This is a genomic window from Rhodococcus sp. KBW08 (genome assembly GCF_003852455.1).
Taxonomy (GTDB): Bacteria; Actinomycetota; Actinomycetes; order Mycobacteriales; family Mycobacteriaceae; genus Rhodococcus_F; species Rhodococcus_F baikonurensis.
The window spans coordinates 89,697-103,444 of record NZ_QAJJ01000009.1 but is presented as its reverse complement, the minus strand read 5'-3'; the positions used below and the strand labels follow the sequence as shown (position 1 = coordinate 103,444).

The following is a 13,748-nucleotide window of genomic DNA, read 5'->3' as shown; positions in this document are numbered from 1 at the left end:
CTCAGATTTCGGCACCGTCCACCCGGATCTTGCCGACGCGTTCGGGATAGAACGACACGTGGTCGTCGATCCCGGACGCTTCGTCGGTAGTGAACGGATAGAACCACGCCAGATCCTCGATCGGAGCGAGTTCGGTTGTGCCGGTGAACGACAGATACGATGCAGTGCCCTTGTAGGGGCAGGCCGTGGTGGTCGGCGACGGCGCAAAGTACTCGCTGCGAACGTCGATTCTCGGAATGTAGTACCGCGTGGGCAGGCCGGTTTCGAAGAGCAGTCTGGGTCGTGTCGTCTCGGCGACCAAGACGTCGCCGACGAAAACCTCGACGTGGCGGGACGAGGGGAGTGCGTCGATACGTACGTATGGATCGCGGGCGTGGACGAAGACCTGTTGGTCCTCCTCGTACCAGGCGTCCATGCGATCCCAGTAGAACGCGACGTACTCACTCAGGTCCAAAGAACCGTCGAACTGTTCGGGATATGACCACACGGCGTCCTCGGCGTGGTGATCCCCGATTTCGATATTCCAGTACGTCGCGTCACCCTTCCACGGGCAATGAGTGGTCGTCGACGTCGGAACGAGAAATTCGGTGCGAACATCGGCGAGGGGGATGTAGTACACCGGCAGGCGGCCGCGCTCGAACAGATACACCGAACCAGTGGTGTCTGCGATGGCGTGACCAGCGAAGAACGCTCGAATTCGGCGAGGGTTGGGTTCCAGTGCGATCCGCCCGTTGGAGGCTTTGGTCTGTGCGTCTACTGCGTGAGTCAGTGCTGTGGACATGCGCGAATGCTCCTGAGATCGGCAGGGTGGTCCTTCCCATCCTGCGCCCGGCAGCAGCTATTTGACAGGTTGGAGTCGAAATACGCGGATCTGGCGCCCGAACGCTCGATCGGCGTAGGTTTCGTACGGCGGCCACGTGGTGGTCGCGAGTTCCCACAGCTTCTTACGCGTGGCGCCCTCCGCCAGACTCGCACCGACCGGTATTTCAACCCCCTTCACCGTCACGATCGCGGCGGGGTTTGCCATCAAGTTGAGTGTCCACGCTGGATGCGTATCCTGCCCCCAGTTGGATCCGACGACGACAAAGGCATCGCCGTCCGGTGCGTACAGAAGGGGTGTCGTGCGAGAACGGCCCGTCTTACGGCCCGTCGTGGTGAGCAGTAGCTGAGTCACGGTGTTCTCTCCGACAAGTGAGAGTTTGCCACCCGACACCTTCTGTACCGCCCGATCGAGCGGAACCAGATCCTTCCCGAGATCCGAGAACCATTGTGTATGGCCGACATTGCGCATCAATGAACGGTAGATACTGCGCATCGGACCTCTCGCTTTCTCGGCACTGTTTCGGGATCGGGCCTGCCGACCTCGAAACAGTGTGCCACGCCGCGTCACAGATATCTGAGTCCCAAAGTCCCAAAAGGAAGGAAGCGGTCAAGCGAATTCGGTTTCAGTGAAGCGGAATTGGGGCAAAACTCCGAAACCGTTCGTCTGTGCCCATTGGATGCCGAGTGGATGGTCAGGTATCTGACGTCAAGACGTCAGGCTCGAGCCACTCGACGCCGAGCAATTCGGACAGTGAACGCAGTCCGGATCGATCGCCGCCCTTCAGACCGGTCACGGAATTGAGATTGCGCAGCATGACGGTGGCGACGTCCTCTTCCTTGGTGCCCACGCCGAAGGGTATGACCCACGGACACGTCTGGTAGTCGCGATGTGACCGACCGAATGTCTGTTCTGCCGCGATTCCCGAGTATCGAGGCTGATGAAAGATCCCCGTCCGTGGCAGCGAGGACGCGTGAGTGCCGTCGGGGAGCGCTTCGTTGGCATGCAGCGAAATCGAGGTCGTGACATTGAAGACGATGACCGGTGCGTCCCCGCGTTGAAACCGCAGACGCTGACCCTCCTTGTCCGGCACTGCGCCGAACAGTTTAGCCACAGAGATCCCGGCGTCTTCGATCATCTCGACCAGTGGATCGCCTGCCGTGGAGACGAATTCGACAGCAACCAACACCTGCTTGCCCGCCTTGACCTGGGCCTGCGCCCACTGTGCCGTCGACTCGGCGCGAATCATTCCCGCTTTCTGTCGATAGCGGAGAACCAGCGCACGGCCCCGCGCAACGTTGCGGCTCTTACGAGCCAATCCCATTTCGTAGGCGTACTCCGCCCATTCGGTCTCGTACTCGGCGCGCTGGGCATGGGTGAGGTCGATGGGCATACCGTCGAGCGGAACCGGCCCCCACGGAGTCGGCCGATGAATCATCAAGGGCGGCGTACTGTTCGACATCCACCCGCGCACGGTCTCGAGCGCCTGAGATTGCAGTGCCGGTGATTCCTTCGCCTCTGCGCTCCACGTCCACTTCCCGTAGGACTTGTCCAGCGGCAGGCCGGACTCGACAAGCCTGGCACCCAGGTCGGACCAGTACTCCGAAGGTTCTGAATGCAGCTGCGCAAAAAGTGGTGCCAGGTAACGCTGATCTGCCGGCGTATGTCCCGGAGTTGCCGTCACGGACAGGACGAACGGAGCCTGCTCGTGCGCATTAGAAAAGCGTGCGACCTTCTCGAATGCAGCCGTGCGCTGTGTGTCGTTGCTGTACAGCTGGGCTTCGTCCGCAATCACCACGCCGAACGTGTACTTGGGACGGCCGTTTCGTGCAATCAGCTTCTTCAATTGGTCCGGCGACATGATCAGCCAACGGAATCCGCCGTCGCCCACCGAGGCGATGGAATAGCGCCAATGCGGAATGGTGATCTGTGCTGGCCGATCGACAAGGACGAGGATGTTGGTTTCGCCGCGCTCTTCGGCAATCGTCTTGGCCGACATCACCGCGATCAGCGTTTTTCCCAGACCGGCATTGTCGGCCAACAGAAATCCGCGTTTGCCGGAGCGTGCAGCGGCGACAACGGCCTCCGCCCCCGAAACCTGCTCGGGCCGAGGAGTTTTGGCGGCGGCAACCGGACGCTCCCCGATGCTGTCATTGATGTCGTCCTCGACCCACTGCTGATACGAGAACGGGAGTGCCTTGAACGGTGCGAGTTCTGCGGGCAGATCAGCACCTACCCACGCGTAGCTCTTCCACTTCTTGACGAACTGCGCACCAGGGGCCGGCGTTCGGAAGGGAACGTCGAGGAGCCAGACTCGTTCACCAGGACCGGCTGTCGGAACCTCCGGCATCGCCGCGCGTGACCTTTTCTTCGCGACAGTCTTGGTGGCGGTCTGCTTGGCCGTGCTCTTTTTCGGTGCTGCTTTTTTCGGGGCGGCCTTCTTGGGTGAAGCCTTCTTTGCGGCAGCCTTGCGTGCCGTGGTTGCTTTGCGTGGCGGCATCAGGCGATATCGAGCTGCGCCGTGAGGAATTCACGCAATGTGAGCGGCGGTCTGCCGACAAGGTCCTCCACTGTGGTCGTGATCAGAGCCAACTCGCCCTGCGCGATCGCGGTGTACGTCGACACCCAAGCGTCGAGCTCCCAAGCGGGCGCGTTGTACGACGCCCGCGACTCGTAGGCTTCCTCGAGCGTTTCCTCGACATACGTGGTCCGCTTGCCGGTGACTTCGGTGATGATGCTTGCGGCCTCGGAGAGCGTCAGTGCCTCTCGTCCGGTCAGGTTGTACGTCTGTCCGACATGAGAATCCAGATCCTGCAGAACCGACACAGCGACTGCAGCAATGTCGGACCGCGCTACCGCGCCGACGAGACCATCCCCTGCGGGTCCGCGGATCACACCGTCTTCACCGGCGAGAGCGGGTAGGAAATCGAGGTAGAAGCTGTCGCGCAGGAAGGTGAATGCGAGTCCGGAAGCGCGGATATGTTCTTCGGTGACCCAGTGATCGCGAGCGAGGGTGAACGTCGCGTCCGGGGCGGCGCCGAGGAAAGACGTGTAGACGATGTGCCTGACCCCGGCTGCCGCTGCAGCGTCGATGAAGGTGCGGTGCTGATCCAGGCGATCTGCGCTTTCGGCCGCCGAGACCATGAAGAGGGTGTCGATTCCGGCCAGGGCCGCGAGAGCGCGCTCCTGATCCCCGTACGTGGTCTCGGCCGAATCGGCACCGGCGAGCTGCGGTAATCGGTTGACCGACCGTGCGATCAGCCGCTGCGGGACACCGGCGTCCGCCAACGACTGGGCCACCAGTCCGCCGATATGACCGGTAGCGCCGGTGACGGCGATCCTCGCAGACCGTGAATCTACGGACATGGTGCCCCTCCTTCGGTCGGTGTGCATCCCATCTTGCCGGAACCCACTCCCACCTCAGGTCACGACGCGACGATTACACCGCGAGCCACCGACAGCGAGTCGGACAAAGCTGTCCTCGTGCCGTCGTCGAGTGGAAGGAGAGGCCGACGGGGAAGGCCGGCGTCGACGCCGAGAAATTCCAACCCGGCTTTGACCGTCGACGGCAGTCCGCGACTGACGAGGACCTTCAGGAGTGGCTCGATCTGTTCGAACACGGCGCCGGCGCCCGACCGATCACCGGCCTCGAGGAGACGCCAGAAGTGCACCACCTGTTCGGGTGCCAGGCACGGGGCTGCCGTGCACCATCCGCTTGCGCCGGCAGAGAAAGATTGCAGTGCAAGAGGATTGCTGCCGTTGAAGAAGGGGATCGTGCCACCGCCCAGTTCGTTGATGCGGTTCATCCTGGTGATGTCGCCGGTGGATTCCTTGATCATCGTGATGCCGTCGACGGTGGAGACGAGATCGACGAGAAACTCCGGCGACATGTCGATGCCGGTGGTTGCCGGATTGTTGTAGATCATCGTCGGAATGTCGACGGAATCGGCGACCGCAGTGACGTGTTCACGAATCTCCTGCTCACCCAGATGCCAGTACGACGTGGGGAGGATCATCATTGCGTCGGCGCCTGCGTCTGCCGCGATCGATGCTCGGCGGAGCGCTCCCGCCGTCGTCAGATCCGACACTCCGACGACGGTGGGGACTCGGCGGTCGACGTAGTCGACAGTTTCCCGAGCGACCGTCTCCCACTCTGCATCGTCGAGATAGGCGCTCTCGCCGGTACTGCCGAGAGGGGCTATCGCGTCGACACCATTGCTGATCATGCTGTCGAGGAGCGTGTGTAGCGGCTTGGGATCGAAGGCTCCGGTGTCCCGGTCGAACGGGGTGATGGGATAGGCGACTATTCCCTTGATGGTGCTGCTCATGAGGTTCTCTGTTCTGTTGGGGAGAAACGAAATTCAGTTGGACAGCGTGTCTGGATGATTGCGGAGAGCACGGCGGGCGTAGTACGCGAAGTTCGCCTCGCTGCGCCGAGGAGTCAGCGTCCAATCGTGTGCCTCTTTCGCCAGGCGAGGCGGTAGCGGCTTGATGTCACCGGCAGCCATCGCCAGCAACTGCAGCCGCGCGGCCCGTTCGATCAGATGCCCGAGGGAACATGCCTCTTCGACGGTATTGCCGACGACGAGTTGGCCGTGGTGGGCGAGCAGAATTGCTCGCTTGTCTCCGAGTGCAGCCGAAATGATCTCGCCCTCCTCGTTTCCCACGGGAACTCCGGGCCAGTCGGCGAGAAATGCGCAGTCGTCGTAGAGGGGAGCAATGTCCATCTGTGATACGACGAGGGGAATCTCGAGCATCGACAAGGCCGTCGCGTGCAGTGGGTGCGTGTGGACGATGCAGTTCACGTCGGGCCGCGCGCGGTAGATCCAGCTGTGGAATCTGTTGGCCGGATTCGGCATTCCCTGGCCGTCGAGGACCTCGAGATCCTCGTTGACGAGCAGGAGGTTGTCCTCGGTGATTTCGTCGAACCCGAGGCCGAGTCGCTGGGTGACGAATGTGCCGGGTTGTTCACCGCGAGCGGAGATCTGGCCGGCGAGGCCGGAATCGTGGCCGGCGTCCGACAGTGCCCTGCAGGTCAGTGCGATCTTCTGTCGAAGGGTCCAGCTACCTGTGGCGACTTCGGTGAGCATCTTCGTTTCGGCGGTGGCCATGAGTTCTTGCTTGCTCGCCTGCATCGTGTCGGTCATGGGGTGTGCCTTTCTCGGGATCCGGGTGGGATGACATTAAGTCACCTATAGGACACAAAGTGTCATATAAGACGGAATTGCGCAACCCTTGACTTGTTCGGCACTGATTGCCGCAGGTCAATGTGTTGGTAGGGTGATGACACAAAGTCTCGTGAGAGGATTTCGAATGGCAGCGTTTTTGCGAACACATCGGCGTCGCGCCGGTCTGACGCTCGAGGGGTTGGCCGAGCAGACCGGTCTGACGAAGAGTTACCTCTCGAAGGTCGAGAGGGGCATCAGTACACCGTCGATCGCGGTGGCGCTCAAGATTGCGCGCGTGCTCGATGCCGATGTGGGACAACTGTTCTCGGACAGCATGGAGGGCAATGTCATGACGATCGCGCGCGCCAAGGATCGCGTTATCGACCAGGCTTCCTCGGCCGAGTCCTCGGTCTACGATCCGATCGCTCCCGCTCTGGTCGGAAAGGCCATGCAGCCGTTCGTAGTTCACCCCGCCTCGGTGATGGGCCCGAAGTTCATGGATCACACGGGAGAGGAGTTCGTGTTCGTGCACTCCGGTTCCGTCGAATTCGAAATTCCCGGGCAGACGATTCACCTCGACGCCGGTGACAGTCTTTACTTCGACGCGAATACGCCACACCGGATGCGGTCGGTGTCGGATGGTGGTGCGACGGTGCTTGTCGTCGTCTACGACACGCCTTCGACTGGATCGCCCAGCGGTGACTCTCTGGAAGCTCACTGCGGGGTGAGCAGATGATGCTCGGGATCGACACGTCACTGACGCTGCTCGCGGCCGGTCTGATCTTCCTGCTCTCGCTGTGCCTGGGAATCTGGAAGTACCGACAGATGGCCACCTCGGACAATCACCTCGCGCATCCGTATGTCGACATCGCGCACCGTGCGGCTCTGATGTATTCGTTCGCAACACTGTTGATCACGGTGTTCGTCGAATTCAGTGTGTGGCCGACGTGGATCAACCTGACCAGTGCAGCAGTGGTCGTGTTCTTCTTTCTCGCAGCGATATTCAGCTACATCGCTCACGGTGCGATGAAAGACACCGACAACCAGTTCGAGTCTGCCGGTCCGCCGCTGCATCTCGGAATGATTCTGCTGATTCTCGGTGAGGTCGGCGGATTCGCGGTCCTGCTGGCAGGTTTCGTGAAGGGCCAGTTCTTCTGATCGGACTTCAGCGTCGGTGCTCGTAACCGATCCAGGCTCGTCGGCGCTCACCCATCGGGTCGTCCTCCACCCGGGACGTCTCGTCGAAGATCATCGTTTGCCGCTTCGGCACGGAGTAGGCGGGCCAATCCAGGTCCGGCGCTCCGTGACGGGCGAAATGAATCCAGTGGCGCTGGACGGTGGAGGTCACTGCGGCCAGTCCGCGCCGGCCACCGACCGCGGTCAGGGCCGCGGTGAGTGCGTCCGAACGTCCGAAGACGGCAAGCAATTCGGTGGCATGGGTGGCGTTCATGCCGATGAGTCTGAGCAGTCGCGGCGCAAAATCGTAGCGGTAGCTGTAGGTCGGAGCTACCTGGCAATGGCCCTGTGCGCACAGTATTGCCGGTTCCCAGAACGTGATGTCGCCGCCGAGATCGGCGGCAGCGAAACGATGCGGATATGTCGGGTAGGCCGCAAGCGCGCGCTCTTTCACCTCCGGTGAGGTGTGGGAGAACATCTTCTCGATACGAACCGGGTTGGTAGGCAAGATGTCGAGAACGCGCGGAAAGATCCGCCCCTCATGGAGATTCGAACCGACGAGCAGCGGAACGGGGTGGGCGCGTCCGGCGGCGAATACGTCGAGCGGGTGTTCGGGAAGGACATCGTCACCCACTACCGGGGCGAATGCCCGCGTTCCCGGTTCTTCGTCCGCGCCGCGTCGCGCAAGTTCTTCGCCGGCATCGACCAGTTCCCTCACCGAAGCGGAACGCAGCCACGAGGCCGGATCGGTTGCCGGTGCGTGTGCGATCCCGAGGAACTCGCGCGCCCACCGATGCGCTCGATCTTTTCCGTATGCCGAAGCAGCCGGGGGACTTTGAGCGATTGCCCGGGCGAACAACCCTTCGGCCGCCGGCGTTGCCATCAGAGTTGTCACCGCGTTTGCGCCGGATGATTCACCGAACACGGTGACAGCATCCGGATCACCACCGAACGCAGCGATGTTCCGCTGGACCCACTCCAGTGCGGCAATCTGATCGCGCAATCCAAGATTCGTCTCGAACACTTCTTCGGCAGTGGAGTATTCGCTGAAATCGAGGTAACCCAGTGCGCCCAGCCGGTACTGGACAGAAACGTAGACGATGTCGCCCCGCTCGACCAGAGTCGTTCCGCGATACATGGGCGTTGACGGATTCCCGCCGTTGTACGCGCCGCCGTGAATGAAGACCATGACCGGTCGCAGCGAATCCGAAGGGGACTGCGGGGCCACGACGTTGACGAAGAGCGAGTTCTCGTCGAAGTTGCTCTTACGCTGCGGAGACGGAGAACCGAATGTTTCCGCCGGGCGGACTCCATCCCAGGCCTCTACAGCCTGTGGCGCGCGAAATCTCCAGGGGCCGATCGGGGGAGCAGCGTAGGGGATAGCCCGCCAAGTGCGCAGCCCTCGATCGACGCGACCGCGCACGACTCCGGAATCGAGAGTGATCTCGAGAGAGCTCGTCACGGTAGAGAGATGTCGGTGCCGTGGCTACGGTAACCGCTGTATCCGGCCCAGGCCAAGCGTTGTTCACGCCTCGGGTCGTTCTCGACGCGCACGATCTGATCGAAGATCATGGTCGGGCGCTGCTGTGCGTCGTACCGTGGCCACGATCCGCGCGGAACCCCGTGCTTGGCGAAGTGAAGCCAGTGTCCCTGAACGGATTCGGTGACTGCCCGCAATCCTCGCCGACCGCCGGGAAGAGTGAGACCGCGACCGATCACGGTGTCACCGATACCGAAGACCGCGAACATCTCGAATCCGTGAGTGGCGTCGAGGCCGAGCCAGCGCATCATCGTCGGAGCAAAGTCGAACCGGTAGGCGTACGTCGGCGCCGATTGCGCGTGAGCCTGCATCAACTCCACGGAAGGGTGCCAGAACGTGACGTCGCCGCCGACGTCGATCGCGGACTGCTCGTCCGGGTATCCGGGATAGGTTGCGAGGATGCGTTTTCCGGCCTCGGGATCGGTGAGGGCGAACATGGTGTCGATGCGCGACGGGTTGGTCGGGAGCGCGTCGAGCACCTTCGGGAACAGCGTTCCCTCCCGCCTGTTGGTTCCGATGATCATCGGAACCCGGTGTGCCGATCCTTCTTTGAAGGCATCCAAGGGCGCGCGCGGCAGGAAGTCGCCGTCGACGACCGGCCCGAAGGGATGTAGTCCGGGCGTGTTCGCCAGCACCTCGGCGCCGAGTTTGCTGCCCGCTCGGCCCAGTTCGACGGCTGTCGCCGAGGTCAAAGCTTTCGCGGGTGGTAGTCCGGAATTGAGAATCTCGACGAAACGTGCACCCCAGGCGTGCGATCGCTGTGTGCTCGAGACCAGGTCCGGAGCCGAACTCTCGGCGATGGCACCAGCGAAGAGCCCCTTGGCGGCCGGTGTAGCCATCAGGGTGGTGACGGCAGTGGCTCCGGCGGATTCACCGAAGATCGTGACTTTTTCGGGATCCCCACCGAAGGCGGCGATGTTGCGTTGCACCCACTGCAGGGCCGCGACTTGATCGCGAAGTCCGAGATTGGAGTCGAACACGCGCTCGGCGGTGGAGAACGGGCTGAAATCGAGGTACCCCAGAGCGCCGAGCCGGTAGTTGATCGAGACGTAGACTACGTTGCCGCGTTCGACGAGGGACACGCCGGAGTACAGGCCGGTGGCGGAGGTTCCGATGGTGTTCGCCCCGCCGTGGATGAAAACCATGACGGGGAGCGGCGTACTGCCGGTGTTCGCCGGAGCGAGTACGTTGAGTGTCAGGCAGTCCTCGCTACTGGGCTGGTACTTCCCTGGCGCGAGCAACAGCCCCTTCTTGTGTTGGACCGAGGCGTCGCCGAACCTGGTCGCGTCTCGTTCTCCGGTCCACGGCGTGACGGGCTGAGGCCGCGTCAGACGCAGCGTTCCGACCGGTGGCCGGGCGTAGGGAATTCCGCGCCAGGCACGAAGTTTTCCCACCCGGCGACCGCGCAGGGTGCCGTCGGCCGTGGTCACAAGTATGTCGGACGCCATGTCGCGACTATACGTACTTCGGGAGCGCGTCAGCGGCGAGCCTCCAGTAGTCGAAGCCAGACCTCACTGACCGTCGGATACGAGGGCACCGCATGCCAGAGAGTTTCCAACGGTACGGCGCCGACAACCGCGATTGTCGCCGCGTGCACCAGCTCCGATACTTCGGGTCCGGCAAAGGTGGCGCCGAGGATCACGTCGGTGGCCTTGTCGATCACCAACTTCGCGCGTCCCGAGTAGTCGTCGCGTAGCAGCGACGATCCCGCGACGGCGAGTTCGATCTCCACGACTTCGACGTCGTAGCCGTCGGCGCGAGCTGTCTTCTCGGTGCGCCCTACCCAGGCGATCTCGGGTGAGGTGAACACCACCTGGGGCACCTGTCCGTTGTCTGCCGAGGCCGTGTATCGAGGTCCCCGCAGTCCGCGACTCTCGGCCCGCGCGGCGATGACATCTCCGCAGACTCTCGCCTGATACTTGCCCATGTGAGTGAGGGGAGAACGACCGTTGATGTCGCCGACGGCGTAGAGCCATTCACCTTGGGCACAGAGGTGATCGTCGGTGGTGACGTACTTGCCGTCCTCGAGGCCGATGACGGACAAGCCGAGCTCGGCAGATGTCGGCCCGCGGCCCGCCGCGACGATGACCTCGTCGACCTCGATCAGACCGGAAGAGGTCTCGATGCTGACAGGTCCACCGTGGATGTGGCCCTCACCGGTGTCCTTGGCATCGGGTCGCGACACCGAGTTGACGGCGGTGCTCAGTCGAACGTCCACCCCGCGGGCGCCGAGTGCTTCGGCCACCATCGTTCCGGCAAACGGTTCCGCCGATTTCAACAGCGCATCGCCCCTCACGAGCAGTGTCACGTGAGCGCCGAACGACGACAACCACGTTGCGCACTCCGTAGCGACAACTCCGCCGCCGATGACCGCCACACGCGACGGAACTTCGTGCAGATTGGTCGCATCGCGAGAAGTCCACGGGAGTGCCTCTCGCAACCCCGGCGTCTTCGGGACAGTGGCAGTAGTGCCGGTCGCGAGTACAACGGCCTGGCGGGCGCGGAGTTTGCGGGTCCCGTCGACGGTCACGGCCCGCTCACCGTCGATCACCCCGTGGCCTCTGATCACGGTGATCCCGACTGAGGTGGCCCAGTCGACCTGGGACGAATCGTCGTGGTTGTGGGTGAACGAGTCACGCCGTTTCAGGACGGCCTCGACGTCGAGCGGTCCGGCTGGAATTCCCGGCAATGCCTCGGCCGCCTCGAGGACCTGCCCTGGACGCAACAGAGCCTTGCTGGGCATACAAGCCCAGTACGAGCATTCACCACCGACCAGCTCGTGTTCCACGATTGCGGCGGTGCGATTGCTTCCGGCGATGGCGTATGCAGCGGCGTTCTCGCCGGCGGGCCCACCGCCGATCACGATGACATCGAATTCGTCGGTCATGGCTCCACGGTATGCCGGATCGGTCCGAGTTCGCTCGGTTACTGCCGGGTACGAGAGCTCGATGGTGGCTACAGTTGCACCCATGACGCGGCAGAAGATTTTGATCACGGGTGCCAGTTCGGGTCTCGGGGAGGAGATGGCCAGGAGATTTGCCGCAGCAGGTCGCGACCTCGCACTGTGTGCCCGGCGGACCGATCGTCTCGACTCGCTGCGTGAGGAGTTGGTCGCGCAATACCCCTCGATCAGCGTCGCGGTACGCGAACTCGATGTGACCGAACACGATTCCGTCGTCCGAGTTTTCGGCGAGCTGCGCGACGAGTTGGGTGGCCTGGACCGAGTGATCGTGAACGCCGGACTCGGCAAGGGCGCGAAGATCGGCACCGGCAAAGCGCACGCCAATCTCGCAACAGCCCAGACGAATTTTGTCGGTGCGCTTTCGCAGTGTGAAGCGGCACTCGAGATCTTCCGCGCGCAGGACGCCGGACACCTGGTTCTCGTCTCCTCGATCAGCGCGGATCGAGGGCTACCCGGGCCAAAGGCGGCCTACTCGGCGAGCAAAGCCGGGGTAGCGGCTCTCGGTGAGGCGCTCAGTATCGAGTTGTCGCGCACACCTATTCGGGTCACCACCTTGTTGCCGGGGTTCATCAAGACCGACATGTCGGCCGGCGCGGGCGACGACGCGGCACTCATGGCGAGTTTGGACGAAGGCGTCAGCGCCATGGTCGACGCCATCGAGAAGGAAACCACTAGAGCGGCGCTACCCGGCCTCAAGTGGCAGGGAATAGATGCGGCCCTACGATTCCTGCCCAACTCCGTGACAGCGAGGTTCGTCTGATGAGCATCCACATTTCGAACGGTAAGCCCCGGGTAGTGATCGTCGGTGGCGGCTTCGGTGGGTTGTACGCGGCAAGACGACTCAAGAAGGCCGACGTCGAGGTGGTTCTGATCGACCGGGGAACCAGCCATGTCTTCCAGCCACTGCTTTACCAGTGCGCTACGGGTCTGCTCTCCGAAGGACAGATCGCAAGTCCGCTGCGTCATCTGCTCGAGGACAACAAGAACACGAACGTCGTGCTGGGCGAGGCGAAGTCGGTCGACGCGGACGCCGGGGTACTGACTGCCAGTCGTTTCGACGGTTCCACCTTCGAGCTGCCGTACGACTACCTGATCGTGGCGGCCGGAATGCGGCAGTCGTACCACGGTCAGGACGAGTTCATCAAATGGGCGCCCGGCATGAAAACGCTCGACGACGCTTTGGCCATCAGACGCAGTCTCATTGCCGCGTTCGAGATGGCGGAATCGCTCCCGACGGCGGAGGAGCGTCGACCGTGGCTGACCTTCGCCGTGGCGGGCGGTGGGCCGACCGGAGTCGAATTGGCCGGACAGATCCGTGAATTGGCAATGCACGCTCTGACCAACGAGTTTCGGTCCATCGACCCGGACGAAGCGCGGGTGCTGCTTTTCCACGGGGACGATCGTGTGTTGCCCTCGTTCAGTCGCAAACTTTCGGCCGCAGCCAAGCGCACTCTCGACGGGATCGGCGTCGAGACGCACCTCGGTGTACATGTCACCGATGTGTGCGAGACCAGCATCGAGACGACGGACAAGAAGACAAAAGAGAAGCGGCAGTACGAGACTCGGACGATTCTGTGGACCGCAGGCGTCGAAGCAGTGCCGTTCGCCGAGGCCCTGGCCACTGCGCTGGGTGTGAAGCAGGTCGGCGGTGGCCGCATCGAAGTGGAAGCCGATCTGACCGTCCCCGGCCACCCGAACGTCTACGTGGTGGGCGATCTCATGTCTCGGGACAAACTTGCCGGTGTCGCCGAGGTGGCGATGCAGGGCGGTCGGCACGCCGGGGCCCGGATCGCGGCAACCGTCGAGAACGGTGTACCCAACCGAAAACCATTCAAGTACCGCGATCTTGGAACTGCGGCCTACATTTCACGTCGCCATGCGTTGCTGCAGGCAGGGCCGGTCCAGTTGTCCGGGTTCATCGGGTGGGTGTCCTGGGGAATCATCCACATCGCGTTCCTCGCCGGGTTCCGCAACCGCGCCAGCACGGTGCTGAACTGGGGCGCGACCCTGGCGTCGAAAACCCGTCGGGAACGGGCAATCACGTACGGCGACCCCGAAACCGCTCGGCAGCCGTACAACTGA

At 62.7% G+C, this 13,748-nt stretch carries 13 protein-coding genes; 4 read left to right on the top strand and 9 right to left on the bottom strand.

From position 1 onward, the window contains the following. Position 1: 1 nt before the first annotated feature. From DBV08_RS11260 to DBV08_RS11235, 6 genes are all read right to left on the bottom strand, one after another. Complete coding sequence (locus DBV08_RS11260) at positions 2-781, bottom strand: DUF427 domain-containing protein (RefSeq protein ID WP_095971103.1); 780 nt, start codon at positions 779-781, stop codon at positions 2-4. A gap of 57 nt (positions 782-838) precedes the next feature. Next, positions 839-1,291, bottom strand: coding sequence for a nitroreductase/quinone reductase family protein (locus tag DBV08_RS11255; protein ID WP_234036838.1), 453 nt, complete (start codon positions 1,289-1,291; stop codon positions 839-841). Positions 1,292-1,514: 223 nt separating this feature from the next. Then, positions 1,515-3,320: a DEAD/DEAH box helicase family protein gene (locus tag DBV08_RS11250; RefSeq protein WP_124567475.1), complete on the bottom strand. Its 1,806-nt coding sequence runs from the start codon at positions 3,318-3,320 to the stop codon at positions 1,515-1,517. Next, positions 3,320-4,186, bottom strand: a complete 867-nt coding sequence (locus DBV08_RS11245) for an SDR family oxidoreductase (RefSeq protein WP_124567474.1) — start codon at positions 4,184-4,186, stop codon at positions 3,320-3,322. The genes DBV08_RS11250 and DBV08_RS11245 overlap by 1 nt, the downstream gene beginning before the upstream one ends. Positions 4,187-4,245: 59 nt before the next feature. Further along, positions 4,246-5,148: a dihydrodipicolinate synthase family protein gene (locus DBV08_RS11240; protein WP_124567473.1), complete on the bottom strand. Its 903-nt coding sequence runs from the start codon at positions 5,146-5,148 to the stop codon at positions 4,246-4,248. 33 nt (positions 5,149-5,181) lie between these two features. After that, positions 5,182-5,967 (bottom strand): aldolase, encoded by a 786-nt coding sequence (locus DBV08_RS11235; protein WP_095971098.1) that lies wholly within the window; start codon positions 5,965-5,967, stop codon positions 5,182-5,184. Between the two features lie 166 nt (positions 5,968-6,133). Between DBV08_RS11235 and DBV08_RS11230 the strand changes: the two genes are divergently transcribed. Further along, positions 6,134-6,724 carry a helix-turn-helix domain-containing protein gene (locus DBV08_RS11230; RefSeq protein WP_095971097.1) on the top strand — a complete coding sequence of 197 codons (591 nt, stop codon included), beginning with the start codon at positions 6,134-6,136 and terminating at the stop codon, positions 6,722-6,724. Then, entirely contained in the window at positions 6,721-7,146 is a 426-nt protein-coding gene (locus tag DBV08_RS11225; protein ID WP_124567472.1) for a hypothetical protein, read from the top strand. The genes DBV08_RS11230 and DBV08_RS11225 overlap by 4 nt, the downstream gene beginning before the upstream one ends. A 7-nt stretch (positions 7,147-7,153) precedes the next feature. On the opposite strand, the gene DBV08_RS11220 is transcribed toward DBV08_RS11225, so the two are convergent. The 3 genes from DBV08_RS11220 to DBV08_RS11210 are packed head-to-tail and all read right to left on the bottom strand — an operon-like array spanning position 7,154 to position 11,591. Next, positions 7,154-8,626: a carboxylesterase/lipase family protein gene (locus tag DBV08_RS11220; RefSeq protein ID WP_124567471.1), complete on the bottom strand. Its 1,473-nt coding sequence runs from the start codon at positions 8,624-8,626 to the stop codon at positions 7,154-7,156. Beyond that, positions 8,623-10,152: a carboxylesterase/lipase family protein gene (locus tag DBV08_RS11215; protein ID WP_124567470.1), complete on the bottom strand. Its 1,530-nt coding sequence runs from the start codon at positions 10,150-10,152 to the stop codon at positions 8,623-8,625. The genes DBV08_RS11220 and DBV08_RS11215 overlap by 4 nt, the downstream gene beginning before the upstream one ends. 29 nt (positions 10,153-10,181) lie before the next feature. Further along, a complete protein-coding gene (locus DBV08_RS11210; protein WP_124567812.1) occupies positions 10,182-11,591 on the bottom strand; it encodes an NAD(P)/FAD-dependent oxidoreductase in 1,410 nt (469 codons plus the stop codon). Between the two features lie 82 nt (positions 11,592-11,673). Between DBV08_RS11210 and DBV08_RS11205 the strand changes: the two genes are divergently transcribed. Together DBV08_RS11205 and DBV08_RS11200 are read left to right on the top strand one after the other, a co-directional pair. Then, a complete protein-coding gene (locus tag DBV08_RS11205; protein WP_095971093.1) occupies positions 11,674-12,426 on the top strand; it encodes an SDR family oxidoreductase in 753 nt (250 codons plus the stop codon). Further along, positions 12,426-13,748, top strand: a complete 1,323-nt coding sequence (locus DBV08_RS11200; RefSeq protein WP_124567469.1) for an NAD(P)/FAD-dependent oxidoreductase — start codon at positions 12,426-12,428, stop codon at positions 13,746-13,748. Before DBV08_RS11205 ends, DBV08_RS11200 begins: the two co-directional genes overlap by 1 nt.